The organism is Neorhizobium alkalisoli, assembly GCF_007829835.1.
Taxonomy (GTDB): Bacteria; Pseudomonadota; Alphaproteobacteria; order Rhizobiales; family Rhizobiaceae; genus Neorhizobium.
Map to the genome: position 1 here is coordinate 351,405 of NZ_VIWP01000002.1, position 24,664 is coordinate 376,068.

Annotated in this window: 27 protein-coding genes and 1 tRNA gene; 8 read left to right on the forward strand and 20 right to left on the reverse strand. The window is 59.8% G+C overall.

Going from position 1 to position 24,664, the window contains the following annotated elements:
• Positions 1-55 precede the first annotated feature (55 nt).
• Complete coding sequence (locus FHW37_RS07460) at positions 56-355, reverse strand: DUF6634 family protein (protein WP_145634521.1); 300 nt, start codon at positions 353-355, stop codon at positions 56-58.
• 175 nt (positions 356-530) lie between these two features.
• On the opposite strand from FHW37_RS07460, the gene FHW37_RS07465 reads away from it, so the two are divergent.
• The gene (locus tag FHW37_RS07465; protein WP_186458179.1) at positions 531-773 is read left to right on the forward strand and encodes a helix-turn-helix transcriptional regulator; all 243 of its coding nucleotides are present in this window, start codon (positions 531-533) and stop codon (positions 771-773) included.
• 328 nt (positions 774-1,101) lie between these two features.
• Here the strand turns inward: FHW37_RS07465 and FHW37_RS07470 are convergent.
• The 8 genes from FHW37_RS07470 to FHW37_RS07505 form a co-directional block, all read right to left on the reverse strand.
• Positions 1,102-1,175, reverse strand: a tRNA-Pro gene (locus tag FHW37_RS07470).
• 275 nt (positions 1,176-1,450) lie between these two features.
• Positions 1,451-1,945, reverse strand: a complete 495-nt coding sequence (locus FHW37_RS07475; protein ID WP_145634526.1) for a BA14K family protein — start codon at positions 1,943-1,945, stop codon at positions 1,451-1,453.
• Positions 1,946-2,045: 100 nt separating this feature from the next.
• A complete protein-coding gene (locus FHW37_RS07480; protein WP_145634528.1) occupies positions 2,046-2,576 on the reverse strand; it encodes a MerR family transcriptional regulator in 531 nt (176 codons plus the stop codon).
• Between the two features lie 192 nt (positions 2,577-2,768).
• The gene (locus FHW37_RS07485) at positions 2,769-3,107 is read right to left on the reverse strand and encodes an integration host factor subunit alpha (RefSeq protein ID WP_145634530.1); all 339 of its coding nucleotides are present in this window, start codon (positions 3,105-3,107) and stop codon (positions 2,769-2,771) included.
• Between the two features lie 169 nt (positions 3,108-3,276).
• On the reverse strand, positions 3,277-4,248 hold the full coding sequence (locus FHW37_RS07490; protein ID WP_145634532.1) for a beta-ketoacyl-ACP synthase III: 972 nt from the start codon (positions 4,246-4,248) through the stop codon (positions 3,277-3,279).
• A gap of 18 nt (positions 4,249-4,266) precedes the next feature.
• On the reverse strand, positions 4,267-5,313 hold the full coding sequence (gene plsX / locus FHW37_RS07495) for a phosphate acyltransferase PlsX (protein ID WP_145634534.1): 1,047 nt from the start codon (positions 5,311-5,313) through the stop codon (positions 4,267-4,269).
• 158 nt (positions 5,314-5,471) lie between these two features.
• Positions 5,472-6,038: a YceD family protein gene (locus FHW37_RS07500; protein ID WP_145634536.1), complete on the reverse strand. Its 567-nt coding sequence runs from the start codon at positions 6,036-6,038 to the stop codon at positions 5,472-5,474.
• Positions 6,039-6,044: 6 nt separating this feature from the next.
• Positions 6,045-6,596, reverse strand: coding sequence for a ubiquinol-cytochrome C chaperone family protein (locus FHW37_RS07505; RefSeq protein ID WP_145634540.1), 552 nt, complete (start codon positions 6,594-6,596; stop codon positions 6,045-6,047).
• 236 nt (positions 6,597-6,832) lie between these two features.
• Between FHW37_RS07505 and FHW37_RS07510 the strand changes: the two genes are divergently transcribed.
• Entirely contained in the window at positions 6,833-7,357 is a 525-nt protein-coding gene (locus FHW37_RS07510) for an outer membrane protein assembly factor BamE (protein WP_186458180.1), read from the forward strand.
• 79 nt (positions 7,358-7,436) lie between these two features.
• On the opposite strand, the gene FHW37_RS07515 is transcribed toward FHW37_RS07510, so the two are convergent.
• The 4 genes from FHW37_RS07515 to ribH form a co-directional block, all read right to left on the reverse strand.
• Complete coding sequence (locus FHW37_RS07515; RefSeq protein ID WP_145634544.1) at positions 7,437-9,578, reverse strand: sodium-translocating pyrophosphatase; 2,142 nt, start codon at positions 9,576-9,578, stop codon at positions 7,437-7,439.
• 154 nt (positions 9,579-9,732) lie between these two features.
• Positions 9,733-10,959, reverse strand: a complete 1,227-nt coding sequence (locus tag FHW37_RS07520) for an MFS transporter (RefSeq protein WP_145634546.1) — start codon at positions 10,957-10,959, stop codon at positions 9,733-9,735.
• An 11-nt stretch (positions 10,960-10,970) separates the two neighbouring features.
• Positions 10,971-11,450 carry a transcription antitermination factor NusB gene (nusB, locus tag FHW37_RS07525; RefSeq protein ID WP_145634548.1) on the reverse strand — a complete coding sequence of 160 codons (480 nt, stop codon included), beginning with the start codon at positions 11,448-11,450 and terminating at the stop codon, positions 10,971-10,973.
• Positions 11,451-11,454: 4 nt separating this feature from the next.
• Positions 11,455-11,913 (reverse strand): 6,7-dimethyl-8-ribityllumazine synthase, encoded by a 459-nt coding sequence (ribH, locus tag FHW37_RS07530; protein ID WP_145634550.1) that lies wholly within the window; start codon positions 11,911-11,913, stop codon positions 11,455-11,457.
• Between the two features lie 309 nt (positions 11,914-12,222).
• Between ribH and FHW37_RS07535 the strand changes: the two genes are divergently transcribed.
• On the forward strand, positions 12,223-13,347 hold the full coding sequence (locus FHW37_RS07535; RefSeq protein WP_186458181.1) for a GAF and HD-GYP domain-containing protein: 1,125 nt from the start codon (positions 12,223-12,225) through the stop codon (positions 13,345-13,347).
• 16 nt (positions 13,348-13,363) lie between these two features.
• Here the strand turns inward: FHW37_RS07535 and FHW37_RS07540 are convergent, their stop codons facing one another.
• From FHW37_RS07540 to FHW37_RS07560, 5 genes are all read right to left on the reverse strand, one after another.
• Positions 13,364-13,975, reverse strand: a complete 612-nt coding sequence (locus FHW37_RS07540) for a riboflavin synthase (protein ID WP_145634555.1) — start codon at positions 13,973-13,975, stop codon at positions 13,364-13,366.
• Positions 13,975-15,192 carry a bifunctional diaminohydroxyphosphoribosylaminopyrimidine deaminase/5-amino-6-(5-phosphoribosylamino)uracil reductase RibD gene (gene ribD / locus FHW37_RS07545; RefSeq protein ID WP_145634557.1) on the reverse strand — a complete coding sequence of 406 codons (1,218 nt, stop codon included), beginning with the start codon at positions 15,190-15,192 and terminating at the stop codon, positions 13,975-13,977. The genes FHW37_RS07540 and ribD overlap by 1 nt, the downstream gene beginning before the upstream one ends.
• A 2-nt stretch (positions 15,193-15,194) precedes the next feature.
• Positions 15,195-15,674 carry a transcriptional regulator NrdR gene (gene nrdR / locus FHW37_RS07550; RefSeq protein ID WP_145634559.1) on the reverse strand — a complete coding sequence of 160 codons (480 nt, stop codon included), beginning with the start codon at positions 15,672-15,674 and terminating at the stop codon, positions 15,195-15,197.
• A gap of 9 nt (positions 15,675-15,683) precedes the next feature.
• On the reverse strand, positions 15,684-16,973 hold the full coding sequence (glyA, locus tag FHW37_RS07555; protein WP_145634561.1) for a serine hydroxymethyltransferase: 1,290 nt from the start codon (positions 16,971-16,973) through the stop codon (positions 15,684-15,686).
• 176 nt (positions 16,974-17,149) lie between these two features.
• The gene (locus tag FHW37_RS07560; protein ID WP_145634565.1) at positions 17,150-18,481 is read right to left on the reverse strand and encodes a L,D-transpeptidase family protein; all 1,332 of its coding nucleotides are present in this window, start codon (positions 18,479-18,481) and stop codon (positions 17,150-17,152) included.
• Positions 18,482-18,818: 337 nt separating this feature from the next.
• On the opposite strand from FHW37_RS07560, the gene FHW37_RS07565 reads away from it, so the two are divergent.
• On the forward strand, positions 18,819-19,151 hold the full coding sequence (locus tag FHW37_RS07565; RefSeq protein ID WP_145634567.1) for a hypothetical protein: 333 nt from the start codon (positions 18,819-18,821) through the stop codon (positions 19,149-19,151).
• Positions 19,152-19,517: 366 nt separating this feature from the next.
• Positions 19,518-20,477 carry a DUF4062 domain-containing protein gene (locus FHW37_RS07570; RefSeq protein ID WP_145634569.1) on the forward strand — a complete coding sequence of 320 codons (960 nt, stop codon included), beginning with the start codon at positions 19,518-19,520 and terminating at the stop codon, positions 20,475-20,477.
• A gap of 225 nt (positions 20,478-20,702) precedes the next feature.
• Here the strand turns inward: FHW37_RS07570 and ldtR are convergent, their stop codons facing one another.
• Both ldtR and FHW37_RS07580 read right to left on the reverse strand, forming a co-directional pair.
• A complete protein-coding gene (ldtR, locus tag FHW37_RS07575) occupies positions 20,703-21,215 on the reverse strand; it encodes a transcriptional regulator LdtR (protein ID WP_186458213.1) in 513 nt (170 codons plus the stop codon).
• 233 nt (positions 21,216-21,448) lie between these two features.
• A complete protein-coding gene (locus FHW37_RS07580) occupies positions 21,449-21,886 on the reverse strand; it encodes a DUF6163 family protein (RefSeq protein WP_145634573.1) in 438 nt (145 codons plus the stop codon).
• A gap of 230 nt (positions 21,887-22,116) precedes the next feature.
• On the opposite strand from FHW37_RS07580, the gene hemB reads away from it, so the two are divergent.
• The 3 genes from hemB to FHW37_RS07595 all read left to right on the forward strand — a co-directional run bounded on the left by hemB (position 22,117) and on the right by FHW37_RS07595 (position 24,650).
• A complete protein-coding gene (hemB, locus tag FHW37_RS07585) occupies positions 22,117-23,127 on the forward strand; it encodes a porphobilinogen synthase (RefSeq protein WP_145634576.1) in 1,011 nt (336 codons plus the stop codon).
• 138 nt (positions 23,128-23,265) lie between these two features.
• Positions 23,266-23,724 carry an RDD family protein gene (locus FHW37_RS07590; RefSeq protein WP_145634578.1) on the forward strand — a complete coding sequence of 153 codons (459 nt, stop codon included), beginning with the start codon at positions 23,266-23,268 and terminating at the stop codon, positions 23,722-23,724.
• Between the two features lie 161 nt (positions 23,725-23,885).
• Positions 23,886-24,650 carry an arginyltransferase gene (locus FHW37_RS07595; RefSeq protein ID WP_145634580.1) on the forward strand — a complete coding sequence of 255 codons (765 nt, stop codon included), beginning with the start codon at positions 23,886-23,888 and terminating at the stop codon, positions 24,648-24,650.
• The last annotated feature ends 14 nt before the right edge of the window (positions 24,651-24,664 follow it).

Here is a 24,664-nt window from a genome sequence, read left to right on the forward strand (position 1 = left end):
TATTTGAATCCTAGTCAAGCATTGGTGCGAAGTCGTGGCCGCTTTCGGCCCGGCTTCATGCTTTTCCAGTTTCGGCCGGACGCCCCAGGCGGTACCAACGGTTGATCGTACGGGCGATGCCGACCTCCGTGTCCATGTACATGAGCTGACTGGTCATGATTTCACGACTGTCTCCCAGAGATGGATGTCCAAAGACGTATCCGGAGAGGCAGGCCGTCCTGCGTGAATACATCTGATGGGCTTCGAGGATGGGAGCGGTGTGGAGTGACAGTGTGTGGGTAATCCCAGCCTCAACCGAGCGCAAATCGGCGGACAGTCTCTGTGCATCTTCTGCGCTCAAATAGGCGAACTTCATGGGATTGCCCTCTCATGTTGATTCGCGGCTTCCACGAGCCACGAAAGATTAGCGGTTCTGTCGCTCTTATTAGCGAATCTATCGCTACTTTTCGCGAGTCGATCGCTATTGTCAACATTTGTTTGCGAACCGGGGCTTTTGATGACACCAAGGCGGCATGAGGCCGCCATCACGAATGCTTGCTGTCGCTCGACTTGTCCTTGGTCAAACTCAGGCCGAGGTGGCGGAGGATTCCGGCATCAGTCCACGCACGATCTACATGATCGAGAAGGGGGCAGCCGGGATCGCAAGCGTTGAAAAACTCGTCCGCCACTACGGCAAGCGGGGGGTGATTTTTCTCGCGCCAAGTGGGACGGAAGGCTGGGGCATCCGCGCCAACTTTGTCGCCGGTTCCTATGATGATGAGCGACCAGAGTGACGGACTGGCAATATCGATCAATCGGGCGCTCAAAGCCCCTTCCTTCGGTCGGGGTCCAAAGCCGGCTTCGCCGGAAATGACGGCCTATCGGCCGGCTTCTTAAATTCATTTTGACGACAAGGCCTCGTCCGCTGCGAAGTTGGGCTCCGCTCCTCGGCCTAGTCTTCTGAAAGGAATCCGCCTAGCCGGCGGATGAGTCGGCATAAAGTGCCACGACTGACTGTTCAGATGTTCAGATGGTGTCCAGAAAAGCAAAGGCGCCAACTAGCAGTTAACTAGCTGGCGCCTAAGAAGTCGATTACCAAATGAGGTAACCTTTTGAAAAACCTCGGAATGGCGGGATTCGAACCCACGACCCCTTGACCCCCAGTCAAGTGCGCTACCGGGCTGCGCTACATTCCGTCATAGTTTTTAGTCTCGGTCGTGAACAGATCGACGGTCCCGTATAATGAACCGACGACCCCTTGACCCCCAGTCAAGTGCGCTACCGGGCTGCGCTACGCCCCGACCAGCTTCGTTGGAAGCATGCCTTCCATACTGACATGCCCCTGTCCACGCAAGCGAAAAATCCCGATCCGGACCAAGAGCCCGCAACTCCTCTCATGGCAAGAAAAAGGCCCGCTTCCGTTCGGGAGCGAGCCTTGGTTCATCACATCAATGAGCTGTCCGACTGGCGATCACGGCGAAACGCACTGGCGGCGCGGGCCGTAATTCGGCTGGAATGTATTGTCGGACGCCCGGTAAGAGCGATAGCGGTTATAGCACCAGCTGGTATGCGAGTTGCCGCCGTAATAACGCGGCTGGGCGAGCGCGCCGCCGATGATGGCACCTGCGGCCAGTCCGCCGATAATGGCGCCGGCGCTCGGCCCGCGGCGATAATAGCCGCCATAGTGACGACCGCGGTAATAACGATTGCCGTAATAGCGACCATGGTTGCCACGGTAATAGCGGCCGTGATTGCCGCGATAGTAGCGGTGCGGTCGCGCATTGCGGAAGTCGCCATGGCTCCAGCCGTCGCCGCGGTGACGCCATTGCACCTGTTCTACCGGCTGGGTCTGGGTGACTTGCGAGGTTTCAACACGCGGCGCTGCGGCGATCGGAAAGGCTTCCGCCGGCATGACACCGCTTACCGCTGTCGCGAAGGCAGCGACAAGGATCGCGATTTTCTTCATCGTTTTTCTCCTATTCGTGTTTCCACAATAGGAAATGCGTCAGCTTTCCGTTCGAAACAGGGGCGAGCGGTAAATTCCTGGTGATCTGGCGCTTTTTTCGTCAGCGAACCTGATCGAGCAGGCGTTTGCATTCGAGAAGATCGAACAGCGCCTCCTGCAAGAGCGCACGATCTTCCTTGCCGACGCTCGACTTGCCGATGGAAACTTCCGGCGTGTCGTCGGAGCCACCGAAGCCGAAGAAACGGCCGCTCGGCTTGACCTTCGGACGGCCGACGATCTGGTCGTCATCGGCAGCGGCAACCTTTGGCTCGACATGCTTGTCGCTATTGGCGGCCATGATGGCTTCCATGGTCGCCATATCGCCGGAGGCGATTGCCGCCACGAACTTGTTGCCGTTCGTCTTCAGAAGCTTCTGCACGCCCTTGATCGTGTAACCATGGTCGTAGAGCAGATGACGGATGCCCTTGAGGAGATCGACATCTTCCGGACGGTAATAACGGCGGCCACCGCCGCGCTTCATCGGCTTGATCTGCGGAAAACGCGTTTCCCAGAAACGCAGGACGTGCTGCGGCAGATCGAGGTCGTCAGCAACTTCGCTGATCGTGCGGAAAGCGTCCGGGCTCTTTTCCAAGTTCAGTCTCCAACCTTCGAACGCTGTGCTGCAGGGGAAGCTTCAAGCTGCGAAGCGCGACAGCAACTATGCGCCGAATCGCACATATCTCAACGGTTTGCACCGCAAGATTCAAGCATGTTCACAAGAATGGAAAAGCGGGTGCGCAGGAAATTGCCCACCCGTCGATATCGTCGCGATCGACCCGCTCTATCAGGCGACAGGGGTTGCCGGCTTCTGCTTGGCCTTGCGGGAACTGTGCGCCTTGAGGATGCGCTGCTTCAGGACGTTGGACGCCTTGAAGGTCATCACCCGCCGCGGCGAGATCGGAACCTCCTCACCGGTCTTCGGGTTGCGGCCGATCCGCTCGTTCTTGGCGCGCACCTGGAAGGTGGCGAAGGACGAAAGCTTGACCACTTCACCCTGTACGATTGCGTTGCAGATTTCGTCGATTACCGTCTCGACGAGCTCGGCAGACTCCGTTCTGGAAAGCCCGACCTTGCGAAATACAGATTCCGCCAGATCCGCCCGTGTCACTGTCTTGCCGGCCATGATCCCCGCCCGATTTTGAAAATTGATCTTATCAAAGCCGACCAAGAGTATTTTGCTTAAGCTTTTGGGTCAAGCACCTGTTTGAAATCGATTATTTCCGCGATCTGGACATTTGCCCAGACCGTTGGCCGTTGAACGGTCAGACATGGTGCCCGGTTACCAGCACCATTTACCAGCGAATGAGAAGCGCGCCCCAGGTGAAGCCGCCGCCCATGGCTTCCAGCATGACGAGATCGCCCTGCTTGATGCGTCCGTCATCCAGCGCAACGGACAGCGCCAGCGGTATGGAAGCCGCCGAGGTATTGCCGTGCAGATCGACGGTGACGACGACCTTTTCGGACGGAATGCCAAGCTTCTTGGCAGAACCGTCGATGATTCGGCGGTTTGCCTGATGCGGCACCAGCCAGTCGATATCGTCTGCCGTGGTCTTGGTTGCGTCGAAGGCACCTTCGATGACATCGGTGATCATTGCCACCGCATGCTTGAAGACTTCGCGGCCTTCCATGCGCAGATGGCCGACCGTGCCGGTCGTCGAAGGGCCGCCATCGACAAAGAGCTTATCCTTGTGGGAACCGTCGGAGCGCAGATGCGCGGTCAAAATGCCGCGGTCGGCATTCGTCCCCTCGCCTTCCTGCGCTTCCAGAACCAAGGCGCCTGCGCCATCACCGAAGAGAACGCAGGTCGTACGGTCGGTCCAGTCGAGGATGCGCGAAAAGGTTTCGGCACCAATCACCAGCACGCGCTTGGCCATGCCGCCGCGGATATGCAGGTCGGCAGTCGCCATCGCGTAGACGAAGCCGCTACAGACGGCCTGCATGTCGAAGGCATAACCATGCGTCATGCCGAGACGGTCCTGGATCTCGACGGCCGTGGCCGGAAAAGTGTTGTTCGGCGTCGAGGTGGCGACGAGGACGAGATCGATATCGTCCGGCGTCAGGCCGGCCTTGTCGAGCGCTGCACGGGCCGCCTGTTCGCCGAGCGAGGCGGTGGTCTCACCCTCGCCCGCGATATAACGCTGGCGGATGCCGGTGCGCTGGACGATCCACTCGTCCGACGTATCGACCATGTCTTCCAACTCGCGATTGGTGACTACCCGCTTGGGGAGTGCTGCCCCGTAACCGCGAACTACTGAACGGATCATTCTAAAACTCACATCTCGTCATGCTGCTTCAGGGCCAGCCGAAGGCTGGCGCTTGGCATGATAAATCTTCAAATCCTGGGCGATCTTTGCATTGAGATCATTGCGGGCCATGTCATAGCCGACATCGATCGCCGCTGCGAAACCATCGGCATTGGTGCCGCCATGGCTCTTGATGACGATGCCGTTCAGACCGAGGAACACACCGCCATTGACCTTGTTCGGGTCCATCTTTTCACGCAGCCGGTCAAAGGCCGGCTTGGCGAGGAGATAACCGATCTTGGCAAGCAGGGTGCGCGACATCGATTCCCGCAGCAGCGTGGCGATCTGCCGCGCGGTGCCTTCGGCCGCCTTCAGCGCAATATTGCCGGTAAAACCTTCGGTGACCACGACATCGACCGTGCCCTTGCCGATATCGTCGCCTTCGACGAAGCCGTGATAGGCGATGGTTGGCAGGCTTGCCTCGCGGATCAGCCGTCCGGCTTCCTTGACCTCTTCCTGGCCCTTGACCTCTTCGACGCCGACATTGAGCAGGCCGACGGTCGGACGGTCGAGTTCAAACAGCGCACGTGCCATGGCACCGCCCATCAGGGCGAAATCAAGCAGCTGCTGCGCATCGGCACCGATCGTCGCGCCAATGTCGAGAACGATGCTTTCGCCCTTCAGCGTCGGCCAGATGCCGGCAATCGCGGGGCGTTCGATGCTTGCCATGGTGCGCAAACAGAATTTTGCCATCGCCATCAGCGCGCCGGTATTGCCGGCCGAAACAGCGACATCGGCCTCGCCGAGCTTCACCGCTTCGATCGTGCGCCACATGGTGGAGACGTAACGGCCGCGGCGAAGCGCAGCACTCGGCTTTTCATCCATGCCGACGGCAAGTTCGCATTCGTGGAAGACGGAGCGGTCGCGCAGCTTCGGATATTTGGCAAGCAGAGGCTCGCACTGAGCCTTCAGGCCGTAGATGAGGAAGTTGACGTCGGGGTGACGTTCCAGCGCCTTGGCGGCACCGGGTATCACGACCTCTGGGCCGAAATCACCACCCATGGCGTCAATGGAAATTCTGATCACGCTTGCCAGATCCTTATTTTCACCGGACATCTAAGCCCAGCAGCCGTGTGCCACTCATCAGTTTTGCAGTGACGCTTGTGCAGTGGCTTTGCCAATGCTCTGCCCTGCCGGCGAAATCGTGGCCAAAATATAGTTTTTGTTGCCGCTTACAACAGGCCTCAATCCTTTTTCCAATCTTTGAGGACTGCGAACGGGTTGGGCCGGCCTCCCTTGTCGTTCGGATCGCCTTCCAGATGGGTGGTGAACTCGACGCCCGGCTTGCGCGGGTAAGGATCGATCGAGAGGGCTGCAAATTCCGTCACCACCTCGCCGGCATCGATCGTATCGCCGACAAAGGTCTCCGGAAGATCCGGCCCTTCGGGGTCGAGCACCATTTCGGCATTCTCGGCAGAGATCACCCGTGCAAGCTTCGAACCTTCCGGCACGAAGATCTGCTCGAAAGGCTCGTCGATATGGGAGATGACCGGCTCGAGCGTGACGACGCAAGCCTGGGTGATATCGGCAGAAACCCTGCCCTTGAGGCGGATACCGTCCTTTTTCCAACGAACGATCTGCAGCTCGGCTTTCAGGCTCTCCACCGACAGGACGCGCCAGAGCTTGGCCAGACCGACAAGTTCGCGCGGATCGGCTTCAAGCGTCACGGTGACCGGGTTAACCGAGATATTCCCAACCTTTACCGGATAGGAGAAAGGAGGCTTGTCGCCGCCGTCATGTTCAGTCTTCATCGTTCCTCACTTCCCTGAGTTCTCGCTCAGGCCCGGAGCCGGCAATTGCAGCAGCCCACGGGAAATTTCGTCTTCCGACACACCGGCCAGATCTGCTTCGGCGGCAATCATCCAGAGAGCCAGGCCGCGCATGTCAGGCGCATCGCTTTCCTGCGGATGGATATTCCGTCGCAGCGCTTCTGCCAAGCCTTCAACATCCTTTGCCTCAAGGGCTGCGGCATAACGTTCCAGCCGGCCGTAAAACATGCCGGCGAGCTTCTTCATCCGCTTCGGCACGCCCTGGTCGCCAATTCCGAGCTCGCGAATCGAATGATCGATGTCCTGGAAAAAGGCATCGACAATCTCCTGCGCGAGTTCCTGGCCGCTGCCTTCAGCCTTGGCCGTGCGCCGGAAAAACAGGATCATCACGACCGACAGCATCTCGAACCGGCCCATGACCGTGTCCGGCACGTCGAGATCGGTATAAAAGAAAGGAATGCGGGCCGCCGCGGTCAAGGTCTGATACTGGCGATCGACAATGGCGCGATTGCGGTTCTTCTTCCTGAACAGGCCAAACATCGTCAATTTTCTCCCGTCCGGCATCCATCATTCCGCTTTGCCGGCGACCGGCGATGTTGCATGCAAGCCAAAGCTGGTTTACCGAAGCATGCACGAAATGCAATGCGTTCGCCATGTGCGGGCGAGCTCGCCGCAAAGGATGGGCTTTTCGGCTCCCGGCGGTCGGCTTCCCCGGAATAGCCACAATGGTATGAACAGCAGAGTAACCGGCGAGAGCCGGAGTCGATATGTGGGGGATGCCGTTGAAAAAGCGGATTTTCGGGTACGAAATGAACGTGTTGAGCAAGACCGCCGCGGCCCTGACCGTCGCATCGATAGCCGTCTCGGGCTGCACCTCCATGAATATCGGCGATACCATGTATAATGGCTATGTCGTCGATGAGCAGTCGCTCAACCTCATCCCGGTCGGATCGAGCCGCGAGCAGGTTCTGCTGACCATGGGCACGCCCTCGACCACGGCGACCTTCGACGCCGAAGTTTTCTATTACATCTCGCAGAAGCGCCACCGCGCCGTGGCCTTCATGAAGCCTAACGTCGTCGACCAGACGGTGCTTGCGATCTATTTCAACAAGGACGGCGTCGTTGACCGTCGTGCCAATTACATGATGCAGGACGGCAAGGTGTTCGACACCATCTCGCGCACGACGCCGACCGGCGGCCGCGATCTGACCTTCCTGCAGCAGCTGTTGAATGGCGGCACGGGTGCGGCTTCGAGCGGCGCTGCCGCCGTCCGCAACATGCTGGGCAATATGAGCCAGTAACGGCTGCCCGGACGAATGAGATGAAAAGAGGCCCGCCGGATCGCTCCGGCGGGCCTTTTGATTTCTGCGCATTACCGTCTCAGCCTGCAAGTACGGCCAGCAGAAGAAGTGCTACGATATTGGTGATCTTGATCGCCGGATTGACGGCAGGGCCGGCCGTATCCTTGTAGGGGTCGCCGACCGTATCGCCGGTAACCGAAGCCTTGTGGGCTTCCGAACCCTTCATATGGCGAACGCCATCCTTGTCGACGAAACCGTCCTCAAAGCTCTTCTTGGCATTGTCCCAGGCACCGCCACCCGAGGTCATCGAGATCGCCACGAACAGGCCATTGACGATAACGCCCAAGAGCGACGCGCCGAGGGCTGCAAGAGCAGACGCCTTGCTGCCACCGGAGACGAAAAGCACGCCGAAATAAACGACGATCGGCGCCAGAACAGGCAGCAGCGACGGCACGATCATCTCGCGGATCGCGGCCCTCGTCAGAATATCGACGGCGCGGCCGTAATCCGGCTTTTCCGTACCCTGCATGATGCCCGGCTTTTCGCGGAATTGCTTACGAACTTCCTCGACGATCGAACCGGCAGCGCGGCCGACGGCGGTCATGGCGATACCGCCGAACAGATAAGGGATGAGGCCGCCGAAGATCAGGCCCGCGACGACGTAAGGGTTGGACAGGCTAAACGAGATCGGCCCTACCCCTTCGAAATAAGGATATTGCTGCGGATTGGCGGCAAAATACTGCAGGTCGTTGGAATAGGCGGCGAACAGAACGAGAGCGCCGAGACCGGCAGAACCGATCGCGTAACCCTTGGTGACCGCCTTGGTCGTATTGCCGACCGCGTCGAGCGCATCGGTGGACTTTCTAACTTCCGGCGGCAGGTGCGCCATTTCGGCGATACCGCCGGCATTGTCGGTGACCGGGCCAAAGGCGTCGAGCGCGACGATCATGCCGGCAAGGCCAAGCATGGCGGTGACGGCGATGCCGGTGCCGAACAAGCCACCGAGCTGGTAGGTGGCGATGATGCCGCCGATGATGACGATCGCCGGCAGAGCCGTCGATTCGAGCGAGACGGCAAGGCCCTGGATGACATTGGTGCCGTGGCCGGTGACGGAGGCCTGGGCGATCGAATTAACCGGCCGCTTGTTGGTGCCGGTATAATATTCGGTGATCACCACGATCAGTGCTGTCACGACGAGGCCGAGCAGACCGCAGATGAACAGGTTGGCACCGGTAATATCGAGGCCGGCAACGGTGCCGATAGAACCCCAGCCGATCGTGACCGAGGTGGCGAGTGCCAGACCGACGATCGACAGAAGACCGGTGACGATCAGGCCCTTGTAGAGGGCACCCATGATCGAGCCGTTCGAGCCGAGTTTGACAAAGAACGTGCCGATGATCGAGGTGACGATGCAGACGCCGCAGATCGCCAGCGGATAGATCATGACCGTGTCGAGGATCGGAGCGCCGGCAAAAAAGATCGCGGCCAGAACCATGGTGGCGACGACGGAGACCGCATAGGTTTCGAACAGGTCGGCTGCCATGCCGGCGCAATCGCCGACATTGTCGCCGACATTGTCGGCGATCGTTGCCGGGTTGCGCGGGTCATCTTCCGGAATACCGGCCTCGACCTTGCCGACAAGGTCCCCGCCGACATCAGCGCCCTTGGTAAAAATGCCGCCGCCGAGGCGGGCGAAGATGGAAATCAGCGACGCGCCGAAACCGAGCGAGACAAGCGCATCGATCACCTCGCGCGAGCCGCCCGGATGGCCGAGGCCGGCTGTCAGAACGAGATAATAGATGGAGACGCCGAGCAATGCGAGGCCGGCGACCAGCATGCCGGTAATGGCTCCGGACTTGAAGGCGATATCGAGACCGGCAGCAAGACTATGTGACGAGGCCTGCGCGGTGCGGACATTGGCGCGCACCGAGACATGCATGCCGATAAAGCCGGCAAGGCCCGACAGAACGGCGCCGATGACGAAGCCGATCGCGGCGGTGACGGACAGAAGAATACCGGCCAGCACGGCCACGACCACGCCGACGATCGCGATCGTCATATATTGGCGGGTCAGATAGGCCTGTGCCCCTTCGCGGATATAACCCGCGATCTCCTGCATGCGCTGATTGCCCTGGTCGGCGGCGAGAACCGAGCGTGTCGCCCAGACGGCATAAATGATCGACAGCAGGCCGCAGACGATCACACCTGAAATTACGGTCATTCGCTTTTTCCTCTCCCTGTCGCCGTCCGGCCAAATGCCCTCCGGCCATGCATTCCTCCGGTCTGCTTCTCCCCTCCCAAGGAGTGCTTACCATGCATGCGAGAGATTGGGGGCAGGAACAACCGGCGTCAAGCGCCGACACCGTACGAGAGGCTCAAGCGCGGGGATTTGCCGCGGGGCGTCGTATCATCAGGGCGATGAGCAGCAAAAGGCAGGTGATCGCCACCGGCCAGATGACGAGATTGATGAAGGACCAGCCCCAGGTGACGAAAACCTTGCCCGAGGAGAAAGAGGACAAGGCGACCGAAGCGAAGAGCACGATATCGTGGAACCCTTGCACCTTGTCGGCCTCATGCGGCCGATAGGTGGAGGCGATGATGGTGGTCGACCCGATGAAGCCGAAATTCCAGCCGATGCCGAGCAGGATCAGGGCGAGCCAGAAATTCCAGAGTTCTATACCGATATGCGCGACGACCGCGCAGCTCATCAGGAGCACCAGGCCGGTCGCAACGACTTTTTCGGCCCCTAACCTGGTAATCAGCATGCCGGTGAAAAAGCTCGGGCCGAACATGGCAAGCACATGCCACTGGATGCCGAGCGCCGCGAGTTCGGTCGGGAAACCGCAGCCGATCACCATGGCCAGCGGCGCGCCGGTCATGACGAAAGTCATCAGCGCATAGGTGCCGATGCCGCAGACGATGCCGGTGATGAAGCGTTGTGTGAGGACGATTTCCCTGAGCGGCCGGGCCGGCAGCTGGCTGGCAGCGGCCTTGGAAGCATTCGGCAGCTTCAGAAAGCTCATGGCGGCAAGGCCGACGAGGCAGACCGGCACGAGAGCTACGAAGGTTCCGGCAAAGGTGACCGGCGCGAACCAGTCCCTAGCAAGGATCGCCAATTGCGGGCCGATAATGGCCGAGACGATGCCGGCACCGAGAATCCAGGAGATCGCCCGCGGCTTGAAGGCAGGCGGCGAGACGTCAGCTGCCGCAAAGCGAATTTTCTGGGTAAAGCCGCCGCAGGTGCCGATCAGCAGAAGCGCGAAGGCAAACAGCCAGAAATTTTCGCGAAACAGGGCGATTGCCGCAAGTGCGCCGGCAAGGCAACCGATCACGGCACCGAGCATGAAGGCGGCCTTGCGGCCGAAAACACGGGAAGCAACGGCAATCAGCACCGCACCACAGGCGGTGCCGACATTCATCGCGGTGACGGGAGCGGTCGCAAGCGTCTTGTCATCGCCGAGAAGCTGGTAACCGGCGAGTGCTCCGATCGACACGGCGATCGGCGTGGCCGAGCCCAGAACGGCCTGGGCTCCGGCCAAGAGCATGACACGGCGGCGCGCGGAGCGGAGATCGATAGTCGAAATTTCCGCTGCCGCATCCATGCCGAAATTGCCTACTTCTTGGTGTCGCCGCGAATCTGCTTGGCGATACGGTCGAGAACCGCATTCACCACCTTCGGCTCGTCATCCGCGAAAAACGCACGGGCGATCTCGACATATTCAGTGACGATGACGGCGACCGGAACGTCCTTGCGCTCGATCAGCTCGAACGTGCCGGCGCGCAGGATGGCGCGCAGGGTGGAATCGAGGCGCGACAGCGGCCAGTCTTCCTGCAGGGCCGAACGCACCAGCGGGTCGATCTTGACCTGATCGCGCACGACGCCGGCGACGATGGAACGGAACCAGGAGGCGTCGGCCTTCAGATAGGTATCTCCGTCCAGTTCCTGGCCGAGGCGATGCGCTTCATATTCGGCAACGACCTCGAGCACGCCGGTACCGCCGACATCCATCTGGTAAAGGGCCTGCACGGCAGCGAGGCGGGCTGCGCCACGCTGGTTGGCCGGACGGACCTGCTGGTCAGCTTCCTTCGTCATCGGATCAACCACCATTCAGCTTTTCGCGCAGCGCGATCATGCTCAGGGCAGCACGAGCGGCAAAACCGCCCTTGTCCTTGTCCGAGCGGCGTACACGGGCCCAGGCCTGATCGTCGTTTTCGACGGTCATGATGCCATTGCCGATCGCCAGCGATTCCGAGACGGCCAGATCCATCAGCGCACGCGAGGATTCGTTCGAGACGATATCGAAGTGGTAGGTCTCACCACGGATGACCATGCCGAGCGCGACGAAGCCGTTATATTCGGTGCCGCCCTCTTCCGCTGCATCGAGCGCCATGGCGATTGCCGGCGGGATTTCGAGCGCACCGGGAACGGTCACGACGTCATAGGTGGCGCCGGCTTCCTTGAGTGCAAAAGTTGCACCTTCGAGGAGCGCGTCAGACATGTCGTCGTAGAAGCGCGCTTCGACGATCAGGATATGGGGAGCGGATTCTTGCGACATGATTTTACCTTTTCAAACCGGGCGGTGCAGCCAAGCCGCCGGGACAGGCGGCGGTCAAAACACGCCGCGCAGCACTTGGCAAGCTATTTTCGTTGACCTCAGCGTTGCATGTCGCGAATATCTCGTTTCAGGGACGACCTGACGAACGGGGCGGCGACAGTCGAAACGGGATCCATATGCAGCCAGTTGCATTGACCTACTATAAATTTATGCAGTCTCTATTCTCCTTTTATTAGGAGGATGCAATATAATGGTTGTGAAACACGCCGCAGTTGGAACTCTTGAATGCATTTTTCGGACCAGAGCTGTATGGAAGATTTGATCCTGCAGATGTCGATGGCCCGGGACATATCGGAAATCATTTCGATAGTCCGGCATTCGGCCCGCAGCCTCATCGGGGCTGACGGCATAAGCTTCGTCCTGCGGGACGGGGCAAGCTGCTACTATGCCGACGAGGATGCGATCGGTCCGCTCTGGAAGGGACAGCGCTTTCCGATGACCAGCTGCATTTCAGGCTGGGCAATGATCCATGGCGAGACCGTCGTCATCCCGGATATCTATGTCGATCCGCGGGTACCGATCGAGGCCTACAGGAACACGTTCGTGAAAAGCCTGGTCATGGTGCCGGTGCGTCCCGAAGATCCGGTTGGTGCGATCGGCGCCTATTGGTCCAAGGTCGGCGAACCGGGGCCCGAAATCGTCCAGCGCCTGAAGCGCATCGCCAATACGGCGGCAATCGCCATGACCAATGTGGCACTGATCAATTCGCTTGCCACCGCCCGCGAGGAATCGCAGCGTGCGCGCGACGCGATGATCCTTGCCATGGCCTCTCTTGCGGAAACGCGCGACCACGAGACCGGCAATCACATCCGCCGCACCCAGCATTATGTGCGGGCTCTGGCCGAGGCGATGCGGCAGCAGGAACCTTACAAGGCGACGCTGGATGATGAGCTGATCGACCTTCTCTACAAGTCGGCGCCGCTGCACGATATCGGCAAGGTCGGCATTCCCGACAGCATTCTCTTGAAGCCCGGCAAGCTCGACAAGAGCGAGTTCGAGGTGATGAAGACACATGCCGAGATCGGCCAGGCGGCAATCGAGACGGCTGAGAGCTATATGGGCTCGACGACGCCCTTCCTCAGCCTTGCCAAGGAAATCGCCTATACCCACCATGAAAAATGGAATGGAACCGGTTATCCGCGCGGCCTGAAGGGCGAGGAAATCCCGATTGCCGGACGGATCATGGCGATTGCCGATGTCTATGACGCGCTGGTTTCGGAGCGGATCTACAAGGCAGCCATGCCGCATGAGCAGGCCGTGGACCTGATCGCCAGCGAGAGCGGCACGCATTTCGACCCCGATATCGTCGAGGTCTTCATCAAGATCGCGCCGATCTTCAAGGATATTCACCGCAAGTTTTCGAACGCGGCCTGAGCGGCCGCGTCGAGGATCATGCCGTCGGGAACTGGGCCAGACGGGCGGCGTAACGCGCCATCGTATCGACTTCGAAATTGACGAAGTCGCCGGCCTTGCGATCGCCCCAGGTGGTGACGGCAAGCGTATGGCGGATCAGAAGGACGTCGAAATCCGCGCCATCAACGGCATTGACCGTCAGCGACGTGCCGTCCAGCGCGACCGAACCTTTTGGCGCAACGAAACGGGCGAGATCCTGCGGCGCGCGCAGCGTGATGCGAACCGCCTCGCCTTCGGATTTGATCGAGAGGATTTCGGCCTTGCCGTCGACATGGCCGGAGACGATATGGCCGCCGAGTTCGTCGCCGATCTTCAGCGCCCGCTCGAGATTGACCCGCGTGCCTTCGCCCCAGGAGGCGATCGTTGTCAGGCGCAGCGCTTCTTCCCAGGCCTCGACCTCGAACCAGCGCTCGTTGCTGCCTTCGGCCGGAAGATTTGTGACCGTCAGGCAGACGCCGCCATGGGAGATCGATGCGCCCATGTCGATGGTTTTTGGATCGTAGTTGGTGGCGATCCGAAGCTTGACGCCCTCATCCATCGGCGATGCCGATGCGACCGTGCCGACATCCGTGACAATTCCGGTAAACATCAAAAACCTCGTTCAAATTCGTAAGAGCTGTCCGGGCCGAACATGTCCTTGCGGACGGGCCGGAACTTTTCCGGCATATCGGATGGCGTCAGCGGCGATTCAAGCCCGCCCTCACCGATCGTCACCGGCCCTTGCGAAACGATCACACGATCGACGAGGTCGGCATCGAGGAAAGCACGGGCAACGGCCGCTCCGCCCTCGACGAACAGCGAGGAAATACCGTGTTCGGTGAGCGTATAAAGAAGATCGGCGAGATCCCTAGCGTCGATGATATGGACGCCCGCATCCAGAAGCGCATTACGTGCGGGGTCGTCCGAGATCGGCGCGGCTTCGGTCTCATTCCAGGTCTGACCGGTCACATCCTGCGCGACATAGATATGCTTCTGCTCCTCACCACAGCGGCAGAAAGAAACAGAGGCACGCCCCTTGCCCATCGATGAGGATGGCTGGGCGGTGGCGGGGAGCGCACCCACGGATGCTGCGATGACCGGCACGACCCGGGCAGAGCGCACGAGATTGGAATCGAGCGGCAGTTCCAGCCGCCGATCGAGGATGATACGCACCGGCGAACGGTCGCGCATGCCAGGAAGGCGGACGGTGAGTTCCGGATCGTCGCAACGCACGGTGCCGATGCCGACGAGGATCGCATCGCTTTCGGCGCGCAGAACATGCACCTGTGCGCGGGCGAGCGGACCGGTGATGGAAACTTCCTCGCCGCGACGGCCGAGCATGCCGTCCAGAGAAACTGCAAGCTTGAGAGTCACATAAGGGCGTTTTCTGACCTGCCGGCTGAGATAGGCGGCCAATGCCCGGCGGCCTTGGCTCTCCAGAAGACCAGTCTCGACCTTGATGCCCGCCTCTTTCAGAATGGCAATGCCGTGGCCGGCAACGCGCGGATCGGGATCGACCAGGCAAATGACGACGCGGCCGACACCGGCAGCCACGAGCGCATTGGCGCAGGGCGGCGTGCGGCCGTAATGGGCGCAGGGTTCGAGCGTGACATAAACGGTCGCTCCCCTCGCCTTTTCGCCGGCGATGGCCAATGCCTGCGTTTCCGCATGCGGGCGGCCGCCGACAGCGGTGACGGCCGCGCCGACTATGGCGCCGTCCCTGACGATAACGCAGCCGACGGAGGGGTTGGTTTCGGTCTGTCCTTCATGCCAGAGCGACAGCCGAAGGGCCGCCGCCATGTAGCGTGCGTCCTCGGCCGCGGACATGATCAGATTTCCACGCCGGAATCGCGGGCGATCTTGGCGTTGATCTCCTGGATCACCTTCTCGAAATCTTCCGCATGGGAGAAATCGCGATAAACCGAGGCGTAACGGACGAAACCGACGTCATCGAGGCTCTTCAGGGCTTCCAGCACCTGCAGGCCGATCTCTTCCGACGAGATTTCGCTCTCGCCGGAACTTTCGAGACGGCGGACGATGCCGGAAACGGCCCGCTCGATGCGGTCGGCATCCACGGGCCGCTTGCGCAGCGCGATCTGGAACGACCGCACCAGCTTGTTGCGGTCGAAAGGCACCTTGCGGCCGGTCTTCTTGGTGACCATCAGCTCGCGCAGCTGGACACGTTCGAAGGTCGTGAAACGACCGCCGCAATCCGGGCAGATGCGCCGCCGGCGGATCGAGGTGAAATCCTCGGCCGGACGCGAATCCTTGACCTGGCTATCTTCCGAACCGCAATAGGGGCAGCGCATGCCTTTTCCTTACAGGTAGGGGTACATGGGGAAACGGCCGGTCAGAGCGACCACCTTTTCCCGCACGCCGGCTTCGATCGCCGCATTGCCTTCGTCGGAATTGGCAACCTTCAGGCCATCGAGAACCTCGACGATCAGGTTACCGATTTCCTTGAACTCGGCTTCCTTGAAGCCGCGGGTCGTGCCGGCCGGGGTGCCGAGACGGACGCCGGAGGTGACGAAGGGCTTTTCAGGATCGAACGGGATGCCGTTCTTATTGCAGGTGACGTAGGCGCGGCCCAGAGCTGCCTCGGCGCGCTTGCCGGTGGCGTTCTTCTTGCGCAGGTCGACCAGCATCAGGTGGTTGTCGGTGCCACCCGAGACGATGTCGAGACCGCCAGCGATCAGGGTTTCCGACAGCGCCTTGGCGTTCTTGACGATCTGGGCTGCGTAATCCTTGAAGTCGGGCTGCAGCGCTTCGCCGAAGGCAACGGCCTTGGCGGCGATGATGTGCATCAGCGGGCCGCCCTGCAGGCCGGGGAAAACGGCCGAATTGAACTTCTTCGCCAGATCCTCGTCATTCGTGAGGATGACGCCGCCGCGCGGGCCACGCAGCGACTTGTGGGTCGTGGTGGTGGCAACGTGGCAATGCGGGAACGGCGACGGATGCTGGCCACCGGCAACGAGACCGGCAATATGGGCCATGTCGACCATCAGGTAGGCGCCGACTTCATCGGCGATCTCGCGGAACTTCTTCCAGTCCCAGATACGGGAATAGGCGGTGCCGCCGGCGATGATCAGCTTCGGCTTGTGTTCGCGCGCCTTCTTGGCGACGTCTTCCATGTCGAGCAGGTTGTCGCCTTCGCGCACGCCGTAGGAGACGACGTTGAACCACTTGCCGGACATGTTGACCGGCGAGCCATGGGTCAGGTGGCCACCCGAATTGAGGTCGAGGCCCATGAACGTATCGCCCGGCTGCAGGAGCGCGAGGAATACGGCCTGGTTCATCTGTGAACCCGAATTGGGCTGGACGTTGGCGAAATTGACGCCGAACAGCTTCTTGGCGCGCTCGATGGCGAGTTCTTCGGCGATATCGACGAACTGGCAGCCGCCGTAATAACGCTTGCCCGGATACCCTTCCGCATACTTGTTGGTCATGATCGAGCCCTGGGCTTCGAGCACGGCGCGGGAGACGATGTTTTCAGACGCGATGAGTTCGATCTCGTGGCGCTGACGACCCAGTTCCTTCTCGATCGCGCCAAAGATTTCCGGATCGGATTCGGCAAGCGGGCGGGAGAAGAAGGTGTCGGTATTCGACATAAGCAGGCTCCTCGAAAGGGGTGGCAGGCGATGCAAGGCGTATTAGCGCCCCGGCGGGGTCAGGGCAATACGCCGAGCGACATTTGCGCGTCCAACTCCGGTCAAGCATCCTGGAAAACGAAAAAGCCGCACCCTTTCGGACGCGGCCTTTCAAAATTCTGCAGAGACCCAGTCTCTTACTGCGGCAGGACTTCCTCGCCAATCGAGCCGACCGGCTTTTCCTGGCCGTTGGTCGTCTGAAGCGCCAGTTCCTGTTCACCGTCCATCTGGTAGATGTCGTCGCGGAACTGCACGACACCGTCCTTGGCCGACCAGGCGGTGATGTAGGAGAAGTAGACCGGCACTTCGGTCGTCAGCTTGATCGGCGTGTTGACGCGGCTAGCGATGACGCTTTCCATGTGCTGGCGCGACCATTCCGGGTTTTCCGAAAGCAGCCAGACGGCCAGGTCGCGAACGTTCTGAACGCGCACACAACCGGACGAGTCGAAACGCATCAGCTTGTTGAACAGGCCCTGTTCCGGCGTATCGTGCATGTATTCGTTGTTCGGGTTGTAGAAGTTGATCTTGGTGGATGCCATGGCGTTGTTCTTGCCCGGATCCTGACGGAACATCAGGTTCGGCGCCTTTTCGGCATTCCAGTCGATCGTTTCCGGCGCCACTTCCCCGCCCTTGCCGTCGAGCAGGCGGATGTTGTTGCGCGTCAGATAGGTCGGGTCCTTGCGCATCAGCGGCACGATATCCTTGACGATGATCGAGCGCGGCGCGGTCCAGTAAGGATTGAGGATGACCTCATAGATCTTCGAGTTGATGATATGCGTCGGGCGGCTGAGACGGCCAACGATGGCGCTGTGGCGCAGCGCCACCTGCCCGTCCTGCACGGCCTCGATATAGGTCGCCGGAATGTTGACCATGACGTGGCGGCGGCCGAGATCGCCCTGGAACGTCTGGAGACGGATCAGGTTGGTGTTCAGCTGCTGCAGGCGCACGTCGGCGGAGATGTTCATCGCCTTGATCGTGTATTCGCCCATCACGCCGTCTGCCGGCAGGCCGTGGCGGGCCTGGAAACGCTTGAGCGCGCCATCGACATAGCTGTCGAACGAGCTGGACATGCCGGCGCTGCGCGGCAGGTCGCCGACGATCATCAGGCGCTGGCGCAGCGTCTGGACGTTCGAATCCGTGACACCGATCTTGAAACGCTGCTGGGCGGAAACATTGACCATCGGCCAGCCGCCGGCAGAGACGATCTGCTGGTACTGGGCGATCGCCACCTGGATGTTCGGAACAGACTGCGGGCTGAGGATCGGCGTGTTGGACACGGTGCCGACCGCGGTACGCGAAACCTGCGCATCGAACTGGTCGTCCCAGGTGCCGCGGCCGCGGGCATTGATCAGTTCATCGACCGCGCTCTGCGCAAACGCCGGCGCTGCCAGTGCGGCCGCCCCTGCGGAAACGGCCGTACGCAAAAGCGCGCGGCGAGAAAAAGCTTCCGATCCGATCTTCTTCGACATTATCCCGTCCATTCGATCCCAAGTAACGTCAAGAGGTTACGGGGATATGGTTAATACAAAGCGTTGACTGCGCGTGGTCGCTGCGGTGAAACAGCGGGAACCCAAAGTTTTCAGCGCGATTTTACCGTCTACATAGACCTTGGCGTTCACATAGCAATACGGCCAATTCGTGTCAGTTGCGAATGGGTCACAAAGCTGTGTGAACGTGTGTTTTCGGGAACACTCGGTGCGCCACAACACTCACGAAAACGCGATGTGGGTATCCGGCGCTGCGGACGACCTCGTCCTATGATTTCCGCCGAGACTTGGCTAGCCTTTCGGCGATCGGAGAATCGTCATGCGCACATTGCTCGCCGCCGCCCTCATCACCGCCGCGATCGCCGGATCGGCGCAGGCGCAGAGTTTCAGCTTCGGACAACCCAAAACCGTCTCCTTCGGCCTGCCGGGCTGCATCGATCTCAAGACCGAGAACGTGATTGCCGGGCTGCTGAAACAGAAGGAAGTCAATGCCGCGATCAAGATGGCCTACGATGCCGGTACGAAATGCAGGCTGTTCAAGCGGCTCGAACAGGTGACGGTCGAAGGATTTTCAAAACCGCAATCACTGTTCTGCATTCGGCCGAAGGACGCGCAGGATTGTTATTGGTATCCGTCGGTTTATTTGCGGTGAAGCTCGGCTGAAACAGGTGCGACGGAGCGCATTGCTGCACTCCGTTCGACCTTAGGTGTCACTGCATGACTGGAGGAAATGCCGTGCCATCGAACCCTTCGTGGCTTAAGGGCACTTAGTCCTCGGCGCCGCAGAGACAAGTTACCTCTCCGAAGAGGAGTTGGCGTTCTGACTTATTGTTGAGTAGCGTGCGGTTGCCGGTATGACGGCATGAAAGGATGGCTTTCCACATCCCAGAACTTCCAATTGTTTTGCCTCCCAGACAACCTTCAAGAAGGCTGGGATGCGGGTCTGGGGCCGCATCCATTGCAAGAATCGTCGCCCATCCATTAGGTCTTGGCAACAACTTTCACGCGCGGTGCTTCAATGGACGTCAAATACCAGATTTTCGTGAGTTCGACCTTCGACGACCTGATAGAAGAGCGCCGGGCGGTGATGGAGGCTATCCTGAACCTAAGGCACATTCCCGTGGGAATGGAGCTATTTCACGCCACCGACGAAACGCAGTGGCAGTACATTCAACGCCGAATTGCGGAATGCGATTATTACGTTGTTATCGTTGCGGAGAGGTATGGTTCCGAGTTCGAGGGCAAGAGCTATACGCAGAAAGAATACGAGCTTGCGGTGCAACTAGGTATACCCGTCATTGCCCTCCTTCTCGATGGCAGCGTGCGGGCCACATGGCCGCAGACGAAAGTCGATTTCGAGAAGAAAACTCAGGTCGAAGAATTCCGCTCGCTTTGCAAACAGCGTCTGGTGAAGTTCTGGAAAACCTCTGAAGACTTGGCTTTGAAGGTCACCCAGTCACTGAATGCGGTCACAATAGATATCCCCCGTGTAGGATGGGTGCGGGCGGATGCAGTGCCGTCGCTGAAGGTGGTGGAAGAACTGTCCATCCTGTCCGACGAAAAACGCAAGCTACAGGCTCGGGTTGAGCAGCTGTCGGGGTCGGAGAGCATTTCGATCCCACCGGAAGTCATCTACCGCATCCAGCAACTTCAGATGTCCTCCGTCAACAGCTACTGCGAGGGTTACGAGATCGAGGACGACATCCCCTCCCTGCTGGATGTGTTTCTCGCGTCCCATAAAGTCTTGGCGACGGGCGCGGAGCTTTGGCAAATGTGGGAAGTTTGGCGCGAGAGCTTCAAGATGTTTGGTAATGACGACCACACAGCCGTCAGTATCCTCGGAGAGTTCGCCTCCCACAATTTGGTGGATTTTGGCTACAAGCCGACGAGCGGCCGTGGACAGGCCAAGGAATATCGCCTGACTGAATACGGGAAAAACTTCGCCATGTACGCCTATAACTACGAGACGGGGCCCTAGAGCCGCACTCTATGCTTCGCTCGTTTCGAACGCGCTGCATAACGCGAAAGGCGCACCATGGTGTGGTTCCCATGGTGCGTGATCTGTGCCGCTGGAGGCAGGCAAATGGCTGGCGCGCAACTGGCGCGCATTCATGCGCTACCGTGTGCATTCTTGTGCACTTTCGTGCCTTTACGCGCCAGTTAGCAGTTTCGAATTATCAAGCTTTCGCAAAGCCTTAGCGGCTTACATCCGGTAAGCGATGCTGTCGTTCCAGAAACGATCCAGACGCTGCAGCAGCTTGTTCATCTGCGAAAACTCGCCTTCGCCGATGCCGCCGACCTTTTCGATCGAGCCGATATGGCGCTCGTAAAGCTTTGCGACGGTTTCGGCGATTTCCTGGCCTTCCGGGGTCAGGCTGATGCGGACCGAGCGGCGGTCGATGCGCGAGCGCTGGTGGTTGATGAAGCCGAGGTCGACGAGCTTCTTGACGTTGTAGGAGACGTTCGAGCCGAGGTAATAACCGCGGGAGCGAAGTTCACCGGCGGTCAGTTCGGAATTGCCGATGTTGAAGAGGAGCAGTGCCTGGACTGCGTTGACATCGTCGCGACCCTGGCGGTCGAACTCGTCCTTGATGACGTCGAGCAGGCGACGGTGCAGGCGTTCTACGAGGTGCAGCGACTCCATGTAGAGCGAGCGGATGGTGTCTTCATGCGGAGCTGCGACGGCCGCGGCCTGCGGCTTGATTTTGGTATTCAACATGACTGCCTCACTGTTTCGTTTGGCGGTGTGTTTGTTTATTCCCGCCTTGAGACAGACACTATCGAAAGCGCATAAAATTCGACTTAAAACAAAGGGTTAATGAAACCTTGCCGAAGTTTTTCCAATGCCCGGCACTTGTGAGCCCCATAAAGCGGCCGCAATCTCACCCTTGAAATTTCAATGACTTAGATGCGATTTTTCGCTAAAATCGCGGGGTCAAAGCTTTAATTTCAGGGTAAATCAATCCTTACCCGCTCGGCCTTGCGGCGCTCTTCCAGCCACAAAGAGAGACGAAAGACGATATAAAGGGCCGCCACGAAGACGTGCAGAAGCGGCACAAGCCTGTTATGTCCGAAGACATCCGGCCAGACGACATACATCAGAACCTGCACGGCGGCGGCGATCGTCCACAGCACCGCGCCCCAGGAGACGGTGAGCCAGAGGCCGAGCGAGGCGACCGGAAAGAGCACGGCCAGCGAACAGGCGGCGACCTTCCAGGGCAGATTGAGCAGATCGAAGCGGGCCGCACCCTTCAGCGAATAACCGACCAGCATGCCCCAATACTGGATGCCGAACCAAAGGCAGGCCACCGCGACCATCCGCAGGAAGATCACGAACAGGATTTCGGTCAGCGAGCGTTTGAGCGCCGTGGGGGAATCAGGTTCCATGGCCGCACATTAAACATGGATGGGCGCGCCTCGCCAGATAGGCAGGGGAATGCAGACCTTGTATCCTCCGTTGAGCGCAGCCCTGCCCCTTTCCATGTCACCTGCTTTCCATGTCACCTGCGGCATCCTGCCCTTTTATATAAAGTGGCGCCTATGCTAGTGACCTCGCCATACGATCGGACCGCCGACTTCGCCGACGGCCACGACAAAACCCGTATCGGAGATTTTTCATGGACAAGACCCATCTCGTCGACACCGTCACCGGCCACCGGCGCATGCGCCGCAATCGCAAGGCGGACTGGACGCGCCGCATGGTGCAGGAAAGCCGCCTGACGGTCGACGATTTCATCTGGCCGATCTTCATCGTGCCGGGCACGGGCATCGTCGATCCGATCAAGGCCATGCCGGGCGTCAACCGCATGAGCGTCGACAAGGCGGTCGAGGCCGTCAAGGAAGCGGCCGATCTTGGCATTCCGGCCATCGCCACCTTCCCCGATATCGAGATGGATCTGCGCGACGTTACCGGCTCGCAGAGCCTTGTCGCCGACAATCTGATCAACAAGGCGACGGCGGCGATCAAGAAGGCCGTGCCGAATATCGGTATCATTACCGACGTGGCGCTCGATCCGTTCACCAGCCATGGCCATGACGGCATTTTGCGCGATGGCGTGATCGTCAATGACGAAACGGTCGATCAGGTCGTGCGTGCCGCAATCTTGCAGGCGGATGCCGGCGCCGATATCATCGCGCCGTCGGAAATGATGGATGGCCGCATCGGCGCCATCCGCCGCGGGCTCGACGCCGCCGGCCACCAGGATGTCGGCATCATGTCCTATGCGACGAAATTTTCGTCCGGTTATTACGGCCCCTATCGCGAGGCGATCAACACAAGCGGCCTGTTGAAGGGCGACAAGAACACCTACTACGTCTCGCCGGCTAACGGCACCGAGGCGCTGCGCGATGCGGCGCTCGATGTCGAGGAAGGCGCCGACATGATGATGGTCAAGCCCGGCCTTGCCTATCTCGATATCTGCTGGCGGGTGAAGGAAGCATTTGGGCTTCCGACCTATGCCTATCAGGTCTCTGGCGAATATTCGCAGATCAAGGCTGCCGCGATGAACGGCTGGATCGACGGCGAACGGATCATGATGGAGACCTTGCTCTGCTTCAAGCGCGCCGGCTGCGACGGTATTTTGACCTATTTCGCGATCGAGGCCGCAAAGAAGCTTGCCAAGGGCTGATTCTTGAAGCGATCTGCAATCGTCACGCCGGATTGCGCGTGACGATTGCCGGTACCGGCCTTAGGGCCATGGCAGTTGAACTGCATCCGGCGCGATACCATATCCCATGTCATGTCTTTCTCAGGAGAAACCAAGACGATGAGCATCGAGCCGAACCCGACTTTTGCCGCACCGGAGGACTGGCGCGCCTATAGCGGCGTTCTGTCCCGGCGCATCTTCGCCTTCCTGATCGATTATCTGATCGTGCTGCTTCTGTGCATTCCGGCCGCCGTGATTGTGTTCTTCCTCGGCATCATCACGCTTGGCCTCGGCTTTGCGCTCTATCCGGCGCTGTTCGTCATCGTGGCGCTTCTCTATTTCGGCATGACGCTCGGCGGGCCGAACCAGGCCTCGCCCGGCATGCGGGCAATGGGTCTTGCCATGGCACGCATCGATGGTCGCCGCATGGATTTCTTGACGGCCATGGTCCACACCGTGCTGTTCTGGCTGATCAACTCGGTGCTGACGCCGCTCATCCTGCTGGCCGGCCTGTTCATCGAGCGCTCGCGACTCGTACACGACCTGCTGCTCGGCACCGTGGTAATGCGCACCAATTGATCTTTTTCAATTCCGTGCCGCGTCCCTATCGATGCGGCGCGGGACTGCAATCACTAAAATGTTGAGGCAGCCCATACCGTAGATTGCCGGAGTTGACGTTTGGCGTTTATGCGCCATGCTATGGTTACAAAGGCAATAAAGAGGGACCCGGTCGGCACTCGATGAATACGCAGGCGACGCCATCACCGCAGTTCTACCTGACGGCACCGGCGATTTGTCCCTATCTTCCCGGCGAAATGGAACGCAAGGTGTTTACCCACCTCGTGGGACCACGCGCTGCGGAAATGAACGACCTTTTGACCCAGGGCGGTTTCAGGCGTTCCCAGAACATCGCCTATCGCCCCGCATGTGAAGCCTGCCGCGCCTGCGTGTCCGTCCGCATTCTCGCCGGAGAGTTCCAGCCGGCCCGTTCGATGCGCCGCGTGCTTGCCGCCAACAAGGACGTCATTGCCAGCGTCGGCCCGGCCCAGCCCTCCACCGAACAGTTTTCCCTGTTCCGTCGTTATCTCGACGACCGCCATCAGAAGGGCGGCATGTCGGACATGTCTGCGCTCGACTATGCGATCATGGTCGAGGACACGCATGTGAACACCCGCATCATTGAGTACCGCCGCCGCGAACCGGGCGCCGGCATCAGCGCAGAGCCGAAGGGCGAATTGCTCGGCGTGGCATTGACCGACCTGATGAGCGACGGGCTTTCGATGGTCTATTCGTTCTTCAACCCGGAGCTCGAGAAGCGTTCCTTCGGCACGTTCATGATTCTGGACCACATCAACCGAACCAACACGCTCGGCCTGCCGCATGTCTATCTCGGCTACTGGGTGAAGGGGTCGACGAAGATGGGGTACAAGACGCGGTACCAGCCGCAAGAGCATTTGACCGCGCGAGGGTGGGAGCGGTTTGCGGGTGAGGACGGCGGGGAATAGGTTGGCTCAAATTG